Here is an 18,485-nt window from a genome sequence, read left to right as displayed (position 1 = left end):
ACATTTCTTAAATAATAAGTAGTTAATATTTCGCCTATGTTTGCGAGGTAAGTCATACAAAATCAACCATAAGACTTTGTTACTTCTGTAACAACAACACGATTTCATCGTCAATTAATGGATCGTAGATTTTTAAATTGATTTTATTTCAACCAAACTATATGAAAAACTATACTACCTTATTGTGTCTTTTTTTAACTACATCTATACTCGCCCAAATTAAGGGTCGGGTTACCAATAAAAAGAATGAACCACTTCCTTATGTAAGTGTTTATTTAGAAAATTCTTTGTCGGGTACTACCACAAACGACAACGGTATTTACATTCTTGAAACTAAGAAAACGGGAAAACAAACTGTTGTTTTCCAATTCTTAGGATTTAAAACTTTAAAAAAAGAAGTAGACATTACTTCTTTTCCTTTTGAGTTGAATGTACAACTTAATGAAGAAGAAGTACAATTGGATGAAGTTACCATTTCAAGCACAGAAAACCCTGCAAACACTATTATTAGAAATGTAATTGCTAGCAAAGAACAAAACACTAATAAATCTGGAAAATATACTGCTGATTTCTACTCTCGTGGATTGTTTAAAATAAAAAATGCTCCAGAGAAAATACTGGGACAAACCATTGGTGATTTGGGCGGTGGATTGGATTCTACTAGGAGTGGGATTATTTATTTGTCGGAAACCGTTTCTAAAATTTGGGCTCAAAAAAGACCAAAGAATTTTAGAGAAGTAATTGTTGCTTCTAAAGTTAGTGGTCGCGATAATGGAATCTCTTTTAATCAGGCTGCTGATGTAAATTTCAATTTGTACAACAATCTAGTTCCTGTTGCAGAAGTAAATGTATTCTCTCCTATTTCTGATTATACTTTTAGTTATTACAGATTTAAACTTGTAGGAACATTTTATGATAAAAACGGAAAGTTGATTAACAAAATTCAACTGATTCCAAGAAGGGAAAACGATCGTGTTTTTGGTGGGTTTATTTATGTAGTTGAAGATGATTGGGCTATTTATGGTGCTGATTTAACAATTACTGGAGAGCAAATTAATAATCCAGCCATAGATGTATTACACATTAAACAAAACTATAACTACGAACCTACTTCAAAAATTTGGGCTTTAATCTTACAAACAATTGATTTTAAAGTAGGGTTTTTAGGATTTAATGTGAACGGACGCTTTTCTGCTTCGTATTCAAATTACAACTTTCAACCTGCGTTTACTGAAGATACTTTTGGAAAAGAAATACTTTCTTTTGAAGAAAATGCTACTAAAAAAGATAGTGTTTATTGGAATGAATTAAGAAGTGTTCCTTTAACATTAGAAGAAAAAAGAGATTATGTTATAAAAGACAGTATTAAAGTAATCCGAAAATCTAAAACTTATTTAGATTCTATAGACAAGAAAAATAATAAGTTTACATTATTGTCTCCAATACTCGGTTATACGTATCGTAATAGTTATGAAAAATCGTCTTTTAATTTTGGTGGCTTTATAGATAATGTAAACTTTAACACTGTTCAAGGTTATAATATTACTCCTAGTTTCTCATATTCAAAGCGAGTGAATGGTAAGGGAAATAGATGGAGTGTGGGAGCTGATTTAGCTTATGGCTTTTCAGACAAAAGAGTGCGTCCTACTGTTAGTTTTTATAAGTCTTGGAATAACTTTAATAAGCCAAGATTATATATTTCTGGAGGAAATGAGGTAGTGCAATTCGATCGACGAAATCCTATCAGTAATTTTATGAATACGGCGTATTCCTTACTAGGTAAGAAAAACTATGCTAAATACTTTGAAAAAACATTTGCTAATATTCGTTTTTCTCAAGAAATCTCGCCTAGCATACATCTTTATTCTGATCTTGAATATGCAGACCGTAAACCATTAACTAATACTACTGATTATTCGTTTTTTAATAGAGACGCTACCTATCAAACCAATAATCCAATTGATCCAACTAGTAATGCTGCTGTTTTTAATCCTCACGACATTTTTAAAGCGCAAGTTGCTACTACAATTAATTTTGGAAGCAAATACATTAGCTATCCTAATTCAAGATTTACAGTAACCAACGATGCTTATCCATCATTAACATTAGGATATCGAAAAACGTTTGGTTCTGGAGACAGTCAATTGCATTCTGACTTGTTTTTCTCTAGATTACAACAAAATACAACGATTGCTAATCTTGGTACTTTTGAATATCTTACTAGAGCAGGGATTTTCTTAAAACAAAAGAATATTCCATTTATGGATTTCTACCATCCTTTAGCTAATCAAATTGATTTTTTACCTTCTAATAGGTTAGGGAGTTTTTATGCAATGCCTTATTATCAATTTAGTACAAATGACCGATATGCAGAAGTACATTTACAACACAATTTTGAAGGTTTTCTCTTGAATAAGATTCCTCTTTTAAACAAACTTAATTTCCATACAGTAATTGGAACAAAAGCTTACTTCTCTGGAGGTAGAAAACCTTATACTGAATATTCTATTGGACTAGACAATATTGGTTGGGGAAAATGGCGTTTTTTACGTGTAGATTTTGTTCGATCTAATTTTAATGGAAACCAAGAAAACAGTGTCTTATTTGGTATTAGTTTGTTTGATTAATATCTAATATTATTTCATATAAAAAAGCATGATAATGTACATAACACTATCATGCTTTTATCTTTAATTTTATTTTTAAAAGATTAATTAAATACTATTAATCTTTCTTTAAATACCTTCCTACATAAAAGGTTCCAAAAGGAAGTATTGACAATAGGCAAACCCAGATAAATTCCTTAGTATTCCATTTTAGTTCATACTTTAACATTACTGCCATTACAATGTATATCATAAACAATAAACCATGTGGCATTCCTAACCATTTTACATAGGTAGGATTGTCTGCAAGGTATTTAATAGGTGTTGCAATAAATAGCAATAAGATATAGGAAATTCCTTCTAGGAAACTTACAATTTTAAATATATTGATCATTTTATAACGATATTGGATTCAATTAAAAATTAGCAATTAAGCTAAAAGATAAATTACGTCCTGGGGCCGATACTCCTGATGCAAATTCTCTATAATGTTTATCGAAAATATTAGACAATCTGCTTTGAAACGTAATATGGTTATTGAACTTATAACTTCCAAAAACACCTACAGTTGCCCAACTTGGCGAACCAAAATACTTATCTACATCTTCAGTAGCATTTGGATCTACAACTGGTGTTAAATCATGATTATCTATTCCTTCATCTAAGTTAAAGTCTGTAATATCTTTTTTAGCATTGAAACGGAAATTTACTCCTGCTTCTAAACGATTGTGGACATAGTTTATATCGAAGTTTCCGAATAATGGTGGAATTGAAGACATTGGCTCGTCTGTATCATAAGTTCTTCCTTTTGTATAGGTAATAGAACCTGAAGTTGTCCAGTTTTTATGCAACTTTCCTTGATAACTAACAGTATAACCAGTTACATATGCCGTTCCTCTATTTACGTTCGTTAAAATTGTTTGACTTGCAGTATCAAATATTTCACCATCATAGTTTAAGCTAAATCCTGGTGTATCTGGAGCTACTCTATAGATATAGTTATTTAGTAGCATATAATATACATTGGCTCCAACTCTAAACTTTCTATTGTTAAAATACTTTTCTATTCCTATTTCTGCATTGTAAGCATGTTCAGGTTTTAAATCGACATTAGGTATGGTTAATCTTCCTCCTTTTTCTCTAATCTTTCCTACATCGTCTATATTTGGCGATCTGAACCCAGAAGAAAGTACGGCATTAAATTGCCAGCTTTTAACTGGTTTATATACATATCCTACAGTAAGAGTTAATGCTGTATTATTTAAACTTATGTCTGAATCTGGCAATGTAATAAAGGTATGGTCTACCCATTTGGCTCTTAATTGTGTGTTTGTTAATCTTCCTCCAAAATTTAAGGTAGACTTTCTAGAAACATCTTGCCTATAGTTAGTGTACAATGCAGAACTTAAGTAACTACTTCCTCCATCTGGATAACGAGATTGTACTGGAAAACTATTTCCGAAGCCTGTAATTTCTTCATTTGCTATTACCAATTCTCTTCCGTAAGGAGTTGAACTCACATCGTTATAAGCAACTTCGAAACCATATCCTAGATTTCTGTTTTCTGCAATTGGTACTGTAAAGTCTCCATTTAGACTAAAAACATCTACCACCTCATCTCTATAAGTACGATTTATACTTCCAAACTTACGTTGTATTCTGCTTTCTTTAATGTTTTGATAAGCAAAAGTCAAAACTCCTTCATTTAACCACTTTTTCTTTGGATTAATTTTTAATTGAGGAGAAATTAACAATCTGTTTTGTGGCCCGTAGTACCACTCTGCAAATTTTAAAGTTGAAGGATCTGACACATCTCCCAATTCTGTTAATCTATCAAACCTTGGTACATCTGATGATGTAGAATATTGGATATTTAACTTAAGATCTGTGTTTTTAGATAAAGGCATGTAAAATTTCTGCAAAATATCCGTTTGGTTATATCCTGTATTTCGTTGCACATTTGGATCTGGATTTTGTGTAGGAAGTGCAGAATAATTTCCATTTAGATTATCTGAATAATAGAAAACTTTTCCCCAATCGTTAAATCCATGAGAACGATTTGTTCCCATTCGTAAATCTCCAAAATTACTATGTGAAACGCTTGTAAAACTAGCCCATTTTGGAAATTGTAATTCTATAGATCCTTGATTTGTTGTTTCGTTATTTACCGTTGAATATCGTGAAAAAAAGCTTGTTTTGATTTTCTTTTTATCTGATAGTTTTGGCGTTTTAGTATAGTAATGAATTACCCCTCCTAATGCATCTGAACCATATGTTACAGAAGAAGGCCCAAAAACAACCTCTACTCTATCTAACATACTTGGCGCAACCGTTATAGAATTTTGTAAATGTCCTTTTCTATAAATTGCATTGTTCATTCGTACTCCATCTACCACCAACAAAACTCTGTTACTCTCCATTCCACGAAGAATTGGACTTCCTCCTCCAAATTGTGATTTTTGGATTTTAATTCCTGGTATTATTGCTAATGCATCTGCAGATGTTTGTGGCGATAATTGCTGTATTTCTTTTGCATTAATTACTTCAATCTCTTCTGCAATTCTATTCGTTTTTGCATTACTTTTAAAAACAGATACCACTACCTCATCTAACTGCTCTGATTGTTTAGAAAGATATACAGTATAATCGTTTATAATAATCTGTTGTTTCTTTATCGCAAATTGTGCATACGAAACATGTGAAAAATAAATAATCTCATTAGGAAACTCTGAAATATCTACTTTTCCGTCTTCGTTTGTTATTGCTGAAATTGTTTTGGCTTCATTATATAACGCAACGGCATCTATTACCTTACCAGTTTCACCATCGTAAACGGTAATTTGTTGCGAAAAAAGACTTGAAGAAATACATAAAAAAAGTAAAAATATCCACCTCATAAGAGTTAACTAAACACTGTTTCTAAAACATCTAAAGATTTTGGTTTTTTAAAACCTTCCAAATGTAATTCAAAATATCGAATTATAATCTTTAGTATGACTTGTCTTTCATTTTTATTGAAAGAAATTGTATGAATCCCATCAAAATTTATGCCTAACAGCTTTTTGAAAAGCATTAATTCGCTTCCAGTAAGTGTTAATTTTTCATATGATAGGCTTGTAAAACTTCCTTCTAATAAATTAAACCCTCCCGCATCTTTATTCGATATGTCTGGATAGAATCCTAAAAAACGGGAAAGATTCAGTAAAAATAGTAGATGAAAGTTTGCTATTGTTGTATGCGTATCTAACCAAATTAAAGCAGTTTCTATATACTCGTAAAGCGCCATGTTTTTTTCTTCTTCCTGAATAATTCCTGAAAGTATTTCAGAGAGAAATAACACAATGGTTTGTTTCACAATATCCATAGGAATATTTTCATATGGGTGAATTACATGTGCTTCTTTTATAGAGTTTAAAGTTCCTCTACTATTATGATTTGCCGTTAATTGTAATTGAGTTAGCGGTTGAAAATAAGCTGCCTTTAATCTTCCTTTTTTAGTTTTTAAAACTCCTTTAATTAAATACGATTTAATTCCTTCTTCTTGCGTAAAACACTTTACAATTAAACTTGTATCTCCGTATTTTATGGCGCTAAAAACAATGGCTTTGGTAGTTACTACTCCCATTAATTTACAATTGCAATTTTTGTTGTAGAAGTTTCGCTTCCATCATCTGTAACCAACAAAACAACATATATTCCAGAAGCTACTTTTTGTCCAGCTAAATTTCTTTTGTCCCAAACTACTTTTCCTCCTTGTACTTGTTGTCCTTCTACGACATTAGTTTCGTACACTAAATTTCCAGCTACGTCTAATATTTTAACATTGGTTCCTTTTGGCAAGCTTGTACCATTTCTTCCATCTATGGTTACTGTATCATGATTTTTTAATACTGGGTTAGGATAAGCATACACTTCTCCTAATTCGTTTCCAAAAGGTGCTACACTACTATTGTAGGCAACAATTCCTTTATCTGTTGCAAAGTAAACTTTCCCTGATGATTCGTCTACTCCTATTTTTAATATCTTATTAGATGGTAACGGAGAATTGTCTTTATTAAAGTTTGCTAATGTTGATTGCCCGCTTGGATTGGTATATAAAACACCTCCGTTATCTGTTCCAAACCATTTGTTATTTGCTCCGTCTACTTTAATAGAATTGATTGTTTGATCTCCCAATAATCTCTTTGGAATTCCTTCATCTAGAATAATTATAGGCTCAGCATCATACACATTGGCATCGAAAATACCCGTTGCATTATTAAACACCACTAATCCAGAAAGTGTTCCAATCCAAATTCTGTTATTTTTATCTATTGCAATTGTTCTTGTATATCCATTTGGTAAACTTCCTCTTGTTGCTTCTGTGGTTAAAGCTCTTTTTCTATCTCCATTTTCGTTATAGGCAAAAACTCCATTTCTTCTAGTAGTAATCCATACAGTATTGGCATTATCTATAGCTACTTCTCCCATTCCTGGTTTATTATCTACATACAATTCGTTTATATCAAAACTCGACCAAACTCCAGAAGGACTTAGTTTTTTTAGTCTTGTACTAGATAATAAGTTTGTAACCCAAAGATTTCCTTCTCTATCAAAAGCTGTTCCTGAAATACGTACAGTTGCTCTAGTAGGATCTCCACCGTCGACATCTTCTAATGGACTATTTAAATTATTATAAAATCGTACTACGTTATTATCTTCTACTTCATACAATCCTCCTGTTAATCGCGTTGTTATTTCTCTAGTATCTCCAAACGAGCTAATAAAAACTCTATTATCATGATTTGTATCTATAGTTACATGCACCAAATCTCCAAAAGGGTTGTTAGGATTAAAAGGAACATTTACCCAATCTTGACCATTAAAATGTGAATATCCTTGACGTACTTGCGAAGGCGTGAATGTTGCATCGTATCCTCCATATACTACCCATAAATCATTAGAATTTACTGCGATAGAAAATACATTGTTAGACAATGGTCCTTCCGGATGAATTTCTGTATATGTTGTGGTTGCTAATTGTGCAGATAAAATACCAAATTCTTCTGTTCCTAAAAAGACCGTTCCGTTATTAAGTAACGCTGTATTTAAAGAGAAATCGAAAGTACTATTTGTACTGTTATTTCCCACTAAGGTTAAAGAAGTATCGTAGGTATTCGCACTTGTGGTTAATGCTACAATTAAATTTGTTGCAGATGCTTTTATGTCTTTAATAGTTTCTGTGTATGTGAAAACAGTTTGCTGCGTTGCTCCATTTAAACGAATTAAGTTTTGGTTCGAAACAGCATATACATTTCCAGAAAATTCAGTGATTTTTGTATAGTTCCCAGGAAAGCGTAATGTCCAATTCGCTGCATCTATTAAACTTGGATTATTTACATCGGCAACATAAATTCCTGTATTTGCAGCTGCGAAAATTTCATTATTTGCCACTGTAATTTGATTCACATTAACGCTAGTAGAACCAGCTCCAATAAAATATGTATCGCCAAATTCTAAGTTTTCAATATCATATACAATAATCGCAAATGAAGTAGCAATAAAAAGCTGATTATTGAACTCGTAAATTCCGTTGATTCGTTTTAATCCAGATTGATTGAAGTTTACAATATCTGGTGAAACTGTTACATTTCCATTATCATCAATTACCTCTACTAATCCGTTTTCATATCCAATTACTAAACGATTGAATGTTTCGTTATAATGAATAGCAGAAGTTGTTTCACCTGAAAGTCCATTTACAGAAGATAATTTTTGTGTTTCTTGCGTTTGCAAATCGTATGTAAAAACTGCATTATCTGCCAATGCATATACTGTTTCTCCAGATATAGTTATGTCTTTAATGTTGTTATACGAAAAGAAGTCTTCCCATTGCCCAGTAAAATCGGTTTGTGAAAAAGAACTTATTGAGAAAAGTAGTATAAAAAAAGTAATGATTTTCTTCATATTCAGCCCAAAGATATTTAATAATAACGACAAAAGCGATACATTCGTACAAATTTGAAATAAAGCATTATGAGTGTAGAAATTGAACGTAAATTCTTGGTTTTGAATCATAGTTTTAAAGAACAAGCTTATCAAAAAACGACCATTAAACAAGGCTTTTTAAACTCTAATAAAGAGCGTGTTGTTCGTGTTCGTATAAAAGATGATAGTGGTTTTTTAACGATTAAGGGAAAATCGAATACTACTGGAACTACTCGATTTGAATGGGAAAAAGAGATTTCGCTCGAGGATGCTAACAATTTATTACAATTGTGTGAAAAGGGTGTAATTGAAAAATACAGATATTTGGTAAAAATTGAAAATCATGTATTTGAAGTGGATGAATTTTTAGGAGACAATTTGGGGCTTCTTGTTGCCGAGATAGAACTCTCTAGTGAAAACGAATCTTTTTCTAAACCTACTTGGCTAGGTGAAGAAGTAACTGGACAAATTAAATATTACAATTCTAATTTAAGCAAGTTACCTTTTAAAGATTGGTAAAAAAAGGCTAAAGTCAAATTTGACTTTAAACCTTTTAAAATAAGAAATTGTGCATCCCCCCGAATTACAACTTCCTACCGTTTATTCGTTAATATGATGCTAAGATAGATATCCTTAATTCGTGTTTAATTTGCTTTTAACAATTGGTAGAAAAAAGTAAACAACTTGTACTTTTTCTATAATATTTGGTCTTTCTAAAACAATACTTACTATCATTTACTCATTTGTATAAAAAGAAAAAGGCTAAAGCTAATGTTAGCTTTAAACCTTTTTTGGAACAGTATATAATCCCTAATAACACAATCCCTTAATTATGCTTTAGATTTACAGCTAAATTATAGCTTTTAACCAAGCGCATATTTTGTTTTTAATAAATGGTATGAAAAGATTAATGAATTGTATTCTTTATTAAATATTTGGTTTTACATGAAATAGAAACCTTTGTTTATCAATTTGTATAAAAAAGAAAAAGGCCAAAGCTACTGCTAGCTTCAGACCTTTTTACATAAGAACATTGTATAATCCCCAATAACACAATCCCTTAATTACGTTTTTAGATTTACAGCTAAATTATAGCTTTTAACCAAGTGCATATTTTGTTTTTAATAAATGGTATGAAAAGGTTAATGAATTGTATTTTTTATTAAATATTCAGTTTTTCTAAAAAGGGAAAAACGATTAAAACTTCTGTTCCTAGCTTTTTATTATCGGTTATGGTTACTTCTACATTGAATGGATAATAGGTTATTTTTAAGCGTTCTTTTACAATATTAATTCCATAAGATTTCCTATGACTCAATCCACTTTTTTGTATTTGTTGGCTTTTTTCTATTCCTATACCATTATCTAAGATTCTTACTTCAACTGTTTTTTTGTTTTTTACAATAGAGATTTTCAATTTTTTTTCTCCTTCTTTAAGTGTTAAGCCATGCCAAATCGAATTTTCTACAAAGGGTTGTAAGAATAGTGGTACAACTCTTAATAAGTTTGGATCTATTTTTTTATCAATGTCTATTTCAAATGCAAATTTGTTTTTAATTCTAGCTTGTTCTAATTTTAAATAGATTGATAAAATATCTAATTCCTCTTGTAGTGTAATTGTATTTTCATCTGTTACTTGTAGTACTTTACGAGTAAGTAAAGAGAATTTTGTTATATAATCTGAGGCAAGTTCCTTTTCATTTTGAATTACAAAACTATTTATTGAGTTTAGTGAATTGAATAAAAAATGAGGGTTTATTTGACTCTTTAAAACGCCCAATCTAAGGTTTGAGATCTGATTTTCTTTACGTAGTAAACTAATCTCCATAGCTCTTTTGTTTTCAGCTATTACTCGAATATAATTCCCCGTTAAAACCGCAAATATGATACTTTGAATTGTCGCTCCTACAAAATAGTAAAACAATCTATTCACATTAAAATCAATTAAATAATCATCTCCTCGAATCATTTTTATTGAACTGATATTTGCAAATACCAAAAACAAAATAGATCCTGTTAAAAGCGCCCAAACATCTATTGTTTTCTGTTTAGAAATCAAGTAAAATACCAAAAAGGCCATAAGAGATGTAAAAAATGCTGAATATGCTACTACTTTTTTCTGTAGTTCGTATCCATAAAAATATTGGACAACAACTAAAGACAAAGCTAGTAACAACAACACTTTAGATATATACGTTACACATTTATCTAATTTTGGAAAGTTTTTCTTACTATTTACTAAACTTCTAGTAAACCCAATAAAAAAATAATACCCTACGTATTGTATAGAAAAACTAATGTATTCATATACGTTTTGTACAGTTTTACTAGGAAAAGCATCTCTAACAATATACACTGTAATGCAAAATAAATATAGTGTATAGAATTTATGTACTTCCTCTCTACTTCTTAAATAAATGATTAAATGATAGATGAATAACATCACCACTCCTCCCCTAATCCATGAGTAAAAGGGTGAATTTAAATCTAATAACATTATTCTAGGTTCAATGTCTTTATCAGTTCATTTTTTTTACTTCTACTTACCGCAACTATCGTATTATCTTTTAATTTTAATTCATTAAAGCTTTTGTTATACTCTATAACATGTTTAAGATTTACAACATAAGAGTTATGAACTCTTAAAAACTCTGGTGCATTAAACTTTTTTTGAATTTGTTTTAATGTTTTAGTTGCTATTATTTTTTTCCCTTTTGTTAAATGAATTGTGGTGTAACTTTTATCTGATTTTAAATACAGTACTTCTTCTTTTGCCAATAAATATACTTTTCCGTCTGCTTGTATATTTATTTTAGACAAACTCTCCTCTTCTTTATTTTTCTTGTTATTTATTTCGTTTTTTAATTTAGCTATTGCCAATGTTAGCTCATCAACATCTACTGGTTTTAATAAATAATCTAATGCTTTGGCTTTTACTGCTTTTATTCCATACTCGTCGTGAGCAGTAGTAAAAATTACTTCAAAGTTTCTATCTTGAAACTTGTCAATAAAAGAAAACCCATCCATTTCTGGCATTTGAATATCTAAAAAAACAATATCTGGTTGAATTTCTTTTACTAAATCGACTCCTATTATCGGGGAACTAGATTTAGTTATTTGAACATTATCAATAATCCTCTTAATTTTCCATTCTAATGCTTCTAATGCATCTTTCTCGTCATCAATGAGAATAATTTTCATCATATTTCAATTCCTTTTATTCTTTATTTTTAGGGAAAAGCATGGAAACTTTTGTGCCATTCCCTTGTTTTAGATTTGATAAATCTTCAATAACAATGTTTATATTTTCTTCCCCATAAATAAGCTGCAATCTGTTTTTTACGATGTTCAATCCATATGATTTATGATTTTGTTTTGACATATTAATCCCTAACCCATTATCTATTATTTCAGTATAGATAAAGTCACCTTTATCAATTATACTGATCTTTAAGTTTCCATTGTTTTTATTATACTGCAAGCCATGCCATATGGCATTCTCTATGAATGGTTGCATATAAAGGGGGGGAACAGCAATTTCTGAAGCCTCTACTGTGTCGTCTAAACAAATTGAATAAGTAAAAGAATTTCTTAATCGAACTTGTTCTATTTTAATGTAAAGTTCTGCTATTTTAATTTCTTCTTCTAAAGTAACAAAAATTTTATCTGTTGTTTGTAATACTTTACGAATTAATCTAGAAAATTTTACAATATAATTAGATGCTTGCTCTTTTCTATTTTGAATGACAAAGTTATTAATTGAATTTAAAGAATTAAACAAAAAATGAGGATTCATTTGATTTTTAAACGCTATCATCCTCAATTCGTATAATTGAGAAGACTTTTTAACCAAGCTTAATTCTGCTTTTGTCTTCTCTACTTCTATCTTTTTTAAGACATCGGCAAGTAAAAAAGCGTAAATAATTGTTTGAATTACCAACCCTACATAGAAATAAAACATGTTATGTACTTTCAAATCGAATAAAAAGGAATTCCCATTTATCATTTTTAATGCCGTTATGTTTGCTCCAATTAGTAATAACACGGTACCAATTAGTGAATACATACCTTGTTTTGTCTTTATAATTTCTACATAAGCCAAACCTCCAACCAGAATAATTGTTAAAACAGGAGCTAGGTAAGACAATACTTTTTTTTGGATTTCGTATCCCCAAAAAAATTGAATCCAGATAAGAATTACAGCAGTAATAAATAGAATTTTAGACACTTTAACCGATAACTTGTCCCATTTTGGATATTCTTTATGCGTATTTAACAAGTTCCTAGTAAAATGTATGTAAAACGAAAATGAGATAAATTGAATTGGGAAAATTATATATTCATACGCATTTCTTATTGATGCACTGGTAAAAACATCTTTCATTAAAAAAATAAAAACACCTAGAAGATAAACTGAATAATATTTATAAACCTCTTCTTTATGCTTTATATAAAATATAAAATGATAAAACAAGAGAAGTAGCATTCCTCCCCTTATCCAAGAGTAAAAAATAGAATCAATGTTTTCAAACAACATTTACATTACATAGAATATATGGCCCAAAAGTGACTAAAGCTTCCTAATAACACAAAGACATGGAAAATAGCATGATTGTATGGAATTCTTTTAATAGAGTACAAAATAGCTCCTATTGTATAAAACACTCCACCAGCAATTAAATAAAAAGCACTTTCTTCAGATAAATTTTCCAGTAAAGTTTTAATAAAAAACATAACTAACCATCCCATTAATACATACATTACAGTAGATACATGTTTAAACTTCCCTGTAAAGAAAAGCTTAAAAACAATCCCAATAAGTGCAAACGACCACACGGCAAAAAACATATTCCAACCAATACTAGTATTTCCTAAAGCTACTAAGCAAAAGGGAGTATATGTACCAGCTATAAGCACAAAAATTGCAGCATGATCAAATACTTTTAGCTTAGCTCTTTTTACTGGATCTATTGCTTTATGATATAAGGTTGAAGCAGCGTATAACAATAACAAACTAAATCCAAAGATGATAAAACTAGCTCTTTCCCAAAATGGAATAAAGCAGTACGATTTTATAATTAAAAAAGGAAACGCTACAAGGCTCGCTAAGAACCCAAATGCGTGTGTAAGAATATTTAAACGTTCTTCTTTTCTACTATAATCAGCTGTTAATGCTTGTTCTTTCATGCTTCATCTCGTTTGTATGTTTCATATACAATTCGTCATTCGATAATTCTTCATACACTAAATCAAATGCTTCTTTTTTAAGTTGTATACGATTCTCTAAAGTTAAGCCTTTTGTTGGAATGAACTTACACTGCTTAACACGTAACGTTACTGGCCCTCCTCTAAATACATTCCATGAGAAAGAGCGTTTACAATCAAAATACACTTGAGGTACAATAGGAATTTGATGTTCTATTGCTAAACTGAAAGCTCCGTTTTTAAAAGGCGCTAAAATTACTCCTTCATCTGGTACCAATCCTTCTGGATAAATAGCAACACTGGTTCCATTCGTTAATCGTTTTTTGGCTCTTCCATATACTTTTCGCCTGCTATTTGCATCTCCTCTATCTACCATAATAACCACTCGCTTATAGAAATAACCAAAAACTGGAATTTTAACCAATTCCTTTTTTCCAACAAACACAACTGGGTTTTTACTCAAAATACACATAATCCAGATGTCTAAAAATGAAGTGTGATTTGCGCAAAAAACATAACTCTGGTCTTTTTCTATTTCTTCTTCTTTTTCTATTTTAAGTCTGCATCCCATTCCATAAATAATGATGTATGAAAAGACACGTACTACCTTCCAAAAACGAGGATATAATTTTTCGCTAGATGATAGAATTATTAAAACGGGAGACATGATAATAATTCCCAAAAACATTAATACATAAAACCAAGCACGCCAAATTAATAGCAAAGGAATTTTTATATACTTCATATAGGCTAATGTAGTAATTTCTTTTGTTTGATAGATTTAAACCTTACTTTTGTTTGCTCATAAATTTAAAAATCACAAAAGGTGCTTTAGAAACAGATAATGATTCTCCTTTAAAGCACCTACGAATAAAGAATATATTACAAAATGTCTAGGATCTTAACTGGTGTACAAAGTACAGGAACTCCACACTTAGGAAATTTATTAGGTGCTATTTTACCTGCAATTGAAATGGCAAATCAGCCAGAAAACGAATCGTTTTTATTTATTGCAGATATGCACTCGCTTACGCAAATTAAAGATGGTAATCAATTACGCGAAAACACGTATAGTACTGCTGCTACATGGTTGGCTTGTGGTATCGATATTAATAAAACTGTTTTCTATCGCCAGAGTGATATTCCTGAAGTAACTGAGTTAACTTGGTATTTAAACTGTTTTTATCCGTATCAACGTTTAACCTTAGCACATAGTTTTAAAGACAAAGCAGATCGTTTGGAAGATGTAAATGCTGGATTATTTACCTATCCAATGTTAATGGCTGCAGATATTTTATTATACGATGCTGAAATTGTTCCTGTTGGAAAAGATCAATTACAACATTTAGAGATGACTCGTGATGTTGCTAATAGATTGAACAATGTTGTTGGTGAAACATTAGTACCACCACAAGCAAAAATTAATGAGTTTACACAGTTAATTCCTGGTATTGATGGGGAGAAGATGAGTAAATCTCGCGATAACGTAATCAACATCTTTTTACCAGACAAAAAGTTACGTAAGCAAATTATGAAGATTGAAACGGACAGTACTCCATTAGAAGATCCAAAAAATCCAGATACAGATAATGTATTTGCGATTTATAAACTTTTAGCTTCTGAAGAACAGATTGCAGAAATGCGTGCAAATTATGAAGGCGGAAATTATGGGTATGGACATGCAAAGCAAGCTTTATATGAATTGATTATTGACAAGTTTGCTGATGTAAGAGCGAAATACAACCATTATATGGAAAATCGTAATGAAATAGATGAAGCATTGGCTGTTGGCGCTGAAAAAGCTAGAAAAGTAGCACAAGATGTTTTACAAAGAGTACGTGCTAAAGTTGGATATTAGTTTTTAGAATAGAGAAAAGAGATTTTAGAGAAGAGATAAAAAAAACCGAAGCAAATTGCTTCGGTTTTTTTAGTTTTTATATCCTTTCTATTCCTTACGGCGCTGGATTTGGAATTCTAGCGTGTACTGCTTCGATTTCTTTTAATATCTCTTCAGACAACTCAATATTAATAGAATTGATGTTTTCTTTTAACTGATCCATCTTTGTAGCTCCAATAATGTTACTTGTTACAAATGGTAATTGGTTGATATATGCTAAAGATAATTCTGATAATGTTAATCCGTGTTTCTCAGCAATTGCTAAATAAGCTTTTACTGCTTCTTGAGATCCGTCTCCCATATAACGTGCTATAAAACGTGGAAATAACGTTCCTCTAGCTCCTTCTGGCTGACCTCCATTTAAATATTTTCCTGACAACACTCCTTGTGCTAATGGAGAGTATGCTAATAATCCTATATTCTCACGTAAAGAAACTTCTGACATTCCATATTCATAACCGCGGTGAATTAATGAATATGAGTTTTGAATAGTAACCATTCTTGGTAAACCATGCGCTTCTGCAGTTTGCAAATACTTCATCGTTCCCCAAGGAGTTTCATTAGATAAACCAACATGTTTGATTTTTCCTTCTTTCACTAAATCATTCAATGTTTCTAAAATCTCTAAATGACTTTCTACCTCTTTTGTAGATGTTTTATACGGATAATCTCTTACTCCAAAACAGTTTACACCACGATCTGGCCAATGTAATTGGTATAAATCGATATAATCTGTTTGTAATCTTTGTAAACTTCCTTCTACAGCTTCCAAGATATTCTTTCGACTAAATCTCCCTGAACGGATATGTGCTGTATAATCTCCACTTCCTGCAATTTTAGAAGCTAAAACTACTTTATCTCTATTTCCTGTTTTTTTAAACCAGTTTCCAATGATTTTTTCAGTAGCTCCATACGTTTCTGGTGTAGCAGGAACTGCATATAATTCTGCTGTATCGAAAAAGTTCACACCTTGTTCTAAGGCATAATCCATTTGTTCAAAACCTTCTGCTTCTGTATTTTGTCTTCCCCATGTCATAGTTCCTAAACAAATTTTAGAAACCTTTACATCTGTATTGGGTAATGTTGTGTATTTCATTTTTTATTTTTCTTTATAGAGTTTCCCTGTAGTAACTATTTCTTCACCGTTGTACTTCATAGTAGATTTATAGTAAAAAGTTCTTCCTTCTACTTTGGTTACCTCTACAAATACTCCTCCTATTGTATTTATTGTTTTTTGACTCTCAGTTAATTTAGCTTTTGAAGCATCGTATGTTAATATATAACTACAATCTCCAACCCATTTAAGATTCCCATACATTGTTAATGGAATCTTTGCTAATAAACTTTTGAATTCTTCAGGAACTCCTTTTGCTTTTTCTATTTGTGAATTTCCTTTACGAATAACTTCCCATTCTAATTTTATAGGCTCAATTGTTTCTCCTTTAAATGTTCCATTTTTGAAATCTTTACACGTTAAGTCTTGCGAAAAAACATGAAAACAAATTTGAAAAAGGAATAGAAAACTGAATCTTTTTATCATGATAAATTACTTCAAAATTGCTTCGATTCCTGGTAAGGTTTTTCCTTCTAAACTTTCTAACATGGCACCACCACCTGTAGATACATAACTTACTTTATCTGCAAAACCAAATTGTTTTACAGCTGCTACAGAATCTCCTCCTCCTACTAATGAAAATGCTCCATTTTTAGTTGCTTCTGCAATTGCATCTCCTAATGCTATTGTCCCTTTTGCAAAGTTTTCCATTTCAAAAACTCCTAAAGGTCCGTTCCATAAAATTGTTTTTGATTTGGCTACAACTTCAGCAAATTTTTCAGATGTTTTTGGTCCAGCATCTAAGCCCATCCAACCATCAGGAATCTCACTAGTATTTACTATTTGCGTATTTGCATCGTTCGCAAAATTATCTGCAATAACTGAATCTACTGGTAAGTGAATTTCTGTATTATTAGCTTTTGCTTTCTCTAAAATATCTAACGCTAATTGTAATTTATCGTCCTCCACTAAAGAGTTTCCAATGCTTCCGCCTAATGCTTTTGCAAACGTAAAGGCCATTCCTCCTCCAATAATAATATGATCTACTTTTTCAATAATATTTTCAATCACATCAATTTTAGAAGAAACTTTAGCTCCTCCTAAAATAGCTGTTACTGGTTTTTCTGAGTTATTTAAAACTTTATCGATACTCTCTATTTCTTTTGCTAATAGGTTTCCAAAACATTTGTGCTCTGGAAAAAATTGTGCTATTACAGCTGTAGATGCATGTGCTCTGTGTGCTGTACCGAAAGCATCGTTTACATAAATATCTCCTAACTTAGATAATTGCTCTGCAAAGTTTATATCTCCTGCTTTTTCTTCTGGATGGAAACGTAAGTTCTCTAACAATAAGATTTCACCACTCTTTAAATTTGCCACAACTTCTTCTACAACAGCTCCTACACAATCTTCTACAAACTTTACTTGCACTCCTATTACTTCACTTACTTTATCTACAATATGCTTTAAAGAATATTTTTCTTCAACTCCTTTTGGACGGCCTAAATGCGACATTAGCACACAGCTTCCTCCATCTTCTAAAACTTTAATTATAGTAGATTTTGCCGACTGAATTCGAGTATCGTCTGTTACTTGAAATTCATCGTTTAATGGCACATTAAAGTCTACACGGATTAATGCTTTTTTATCTTCAAAATTAAAATCGTTAATTGTTTTCATTTGTTAAGTTTTAGAAGTTTGCTTTTCCTTGATTTGCTAACAAAAATAAGTAATCTGAATTAGAAAAATTGCTCGC

15 protein-coding genes are annotated in these 18,485 nt (G+C 30.9%); 3 read left to right on the top strand and 12 right to left on the bottom strand.

Going from position 1 to position 18,485, the window contains the following annotated elements:
- Positions 1 to 161 precede the first annotated feature (161 nt).
- The gene (locus tag ACKTTC_RS04595; protein ID WP_408038625.1) at positions 162 to 2,627 is read left to right on the top strand and encodes a DUF5686 and carboxypeptidase regulatory-like domain-containing protein; all 2,466 of its coding nucleotides are present in this window, start codon (positions 162 to 164) and stop codon (positions 2,625 to 2,627) included.
- A gap of 97 nt (positions 2,628 to 2,724) precedes the next feature.
- On the opposite strand, the gene ACKTTC_RS04590 is transcribed toward ACKTTC_RS04595, so the two are convergent.
- Genes ACKTTC_RS04590 through porZ form a run of 4 tightly spaced genes read right to left on the bottom strand, consistent with a single transcriptional unit; the run spans position 2,725 to position 8,552 of the window.
- Positions 2,725 to 3,000: a DUF3817 domain-containing protein gene (locus tag ACKTTC_RS04590; RefSeq protein WP_408038624.1), complete on the bottom strand. Its 276-nt coding sequence runs from the start codon at positions 2,998 to 3,000 to the stop codon at positions 2,725 to 2,727.
- Positions 3,001 to 3,022: 22 nt separating this feature from the next.
- Positions 3,023 to 5,503 (bottom strand): TonB-dependent receptor, encoded by a 2,481-nt coding sequence (locus ACKTTC_RS04585; protein ID WP_408038623.1) that lies wholly within the window; start codon positions 5,501 to 5,503, stop codon positions 3,023 to 3,025.
- A gap of 5 nt (positions 5,504 to 5,508) precedes the next feature.
- Positions 5,509 to 6,231 carry a DNA repair protein RecO gene (recO, locus tag ACKTTC_RS04580; RefSeq protein ID WP_408038622.1) on the bottom strand — a complete coding sequence of 241 codons (723 nt, stop codon included), beginning with the start codon at positions 6,229 to 6,231 and terminating at the stop codon, positions 5,509 to 5,511.
- Complete coding sequence (porZ, locus tag ACKTTC_RS04575) at positions 6,231 to 8,552, bottom strand: type IX secretion system anionic LPS delivery protein PorZ (RefSeq protein WP_408038621.1); 2,322 nt, start codon at positions 8,550 to 8,552, stop codon at positions 6,231 to 6,233. Before porZ ends, recO begins: the two co-directional genes overlap by 1 nt.
- Before the next feature lie 69 nt (positions 8,553 to 8,621).
- Here porZ and ACKTTC_RS04570 point away from each other — a divergent pair, with 69 nt between their 5' ends.
- Positions 8,622 to 9,092, top strand: coding sequence for a CYTH domain-containing protein (locus ACKTTC_RS04570; protein WP_408038620.1), 471 nt, complete (start codon positions 8,622 to 8,624; stop codon positions 9,090 to 9,092).
- Positions 9,093 to 9,735: 643 nt separating this feature from the next.
- Here the strand turns inward: ACKTTC_RS04570 and ACKTTC_RS04565 are convergent.
- From ACKTTC_RS04565 to ACKTTC_RS04545, 5 genes are read right to left on the bottom strand one after another with little or no spacing between them, the layout of a single operon-like run.
- Positions 9,736 to 11,070, bottom strand: coding sequence for a sensor histidine kinase (locus ACKTTC_RS04565; protein ID WP_408038619.1), 1,335 nt, complete (start codon positions 11,068 to 11,070; stop codon positions 9,736 to 9,738).
- On the bottom strand, positions 11,070 to 11,777 hold the full coding sequence (locus ACKTTC_RS04560) for a LytR/AlgR family response regulator transcription factor (RefSeq protein ID WP_408038618.1): 708 nt from the start codon (positions 11,775 to 11,777) through the stop codon (positions 11,070 to 11,072). Before ACKTTC_RS04560 ends, ACKTTC_RS04565 begins: the two co-directional genes overlap by 1 nt.
- Positions 11,778 to 11,790: 13 nt before the next feature.
- On the bottom strand, positions 11,791 to 13,110 hold the full coding sequence (locus tag ACKTTC_RS04555; RefSeq protein ID WP_408038617.1) for a sensor histidine kinase: 1,320 nt from the start codon (positions 13,108 to 13,110) through the stop codon (positions 11,791 to 11,793).
- 5 nt (positions 13,111 to 13,115) lie between these two features.
- A complete protein-coding gene (trhA, locus tag ACKTTC_RS04550; RefSeq protein WP_408038616.1) occupies positions 13,116 to 13,760 on the bottom strand; it encodes a PAQR family membrane homeostasis protein TrhA in 645 nt (214 codons plus the stop codon).
- Positions 13,735 to 14,523, bottom strand: a complete 789-nt coding sequence (locus ACKTTC_RS04545; RefSeq protein ID WP_408038615.1) for a lysophospholipid acyltransferase family protein — start codon at positions 14,521 to 14,523, stop codon at positions 13,735 to 13,737. Before ACKTTC_RS04545 ends, trhA begins: the two co-directional genes overlap by 26 nt.
- 144 nt (positions 14,524 to 14,667) lie before the next feature.
- Between ACKTTC_RS04545 and trpS the strand changes: the two genes are divergently transcribed.
- The gene (gene trpS / locus ACKTTC_RS04540) at positions 14,668 to 15,636 is read left to right on the top strand and encodes a tryptophan--tRNA ligase (RefSeq protein WP_408038614.1); all 969 of its coding nucleotides are present in this window, start codon (positions 14,668 to 14,670) and stop codon (positions 15,634 to 15,636) included.
- 94 nt (positions 15,637 to 15,730) lie between these two features.
- On the opposite strand, the gene ACKTTC_RS04535 is transcribed toward trpS, so the two are convergent.
- From ACKTTC_RS04535 to ACKTTC_RS04525, 3 genes are read right to left on the bottom strand one after another with little or no spacing between them, the layout of a single operon-like run.
- A complete protein-coding gene (locus tag ACKTTC_RS04535; RefSeq protein ID WP_408038613.1) occupies positions 15,731 to 16,771 on the bottom strand; it encodes an NADP(H)-dependent aldo-keto reductase in 1,041 nt (346 codons plus the stop codon).
- A gap of 3 nt (positions 16,772 to 16,774) precedes the next feature.
- On the bottom strand, positions 16,775 to 17,215 hold the full coding sequence (locus ACKTTC_RS04530; protein WP_408038612.1) for a hypothetical protein: 441 nt from the start codon (positions 17,213 to 17,215) through the stop codon (positions 16,775 to 16,777).
- 6 nt (positions 17,216 to 17,221) lie between these two features.
- Positions 17,222 to 18,409 (bottom strand): phosphoglycerate kinase, encoded by a 1,188-nt coding sequence (locus ACKTTC_RS04525; RefSeq protein WP_408038611.1) that lies wholly within the window; start codon positions 18,407 to 18,409, stop codon positions 17,222 to 17,224.
- Positions 18,410 to 18,485: the final 76 nt, after the last annotated feature.

The sequence above is a fragment of the Tenacibaculum amylolyticum genome (genome assembly GCF_964511145.1).
GTDB lineage: Bacteria > Bacteroidota > Bacteroidia > Flavobacteriales > Flavobacteriaceae > Polaribacter > Polaribacter amylolyticum.
Note: the sequence above shows the minus strand (reverse complement) of the source record. Positions and strands in the feature narration are given on the sequence as shown.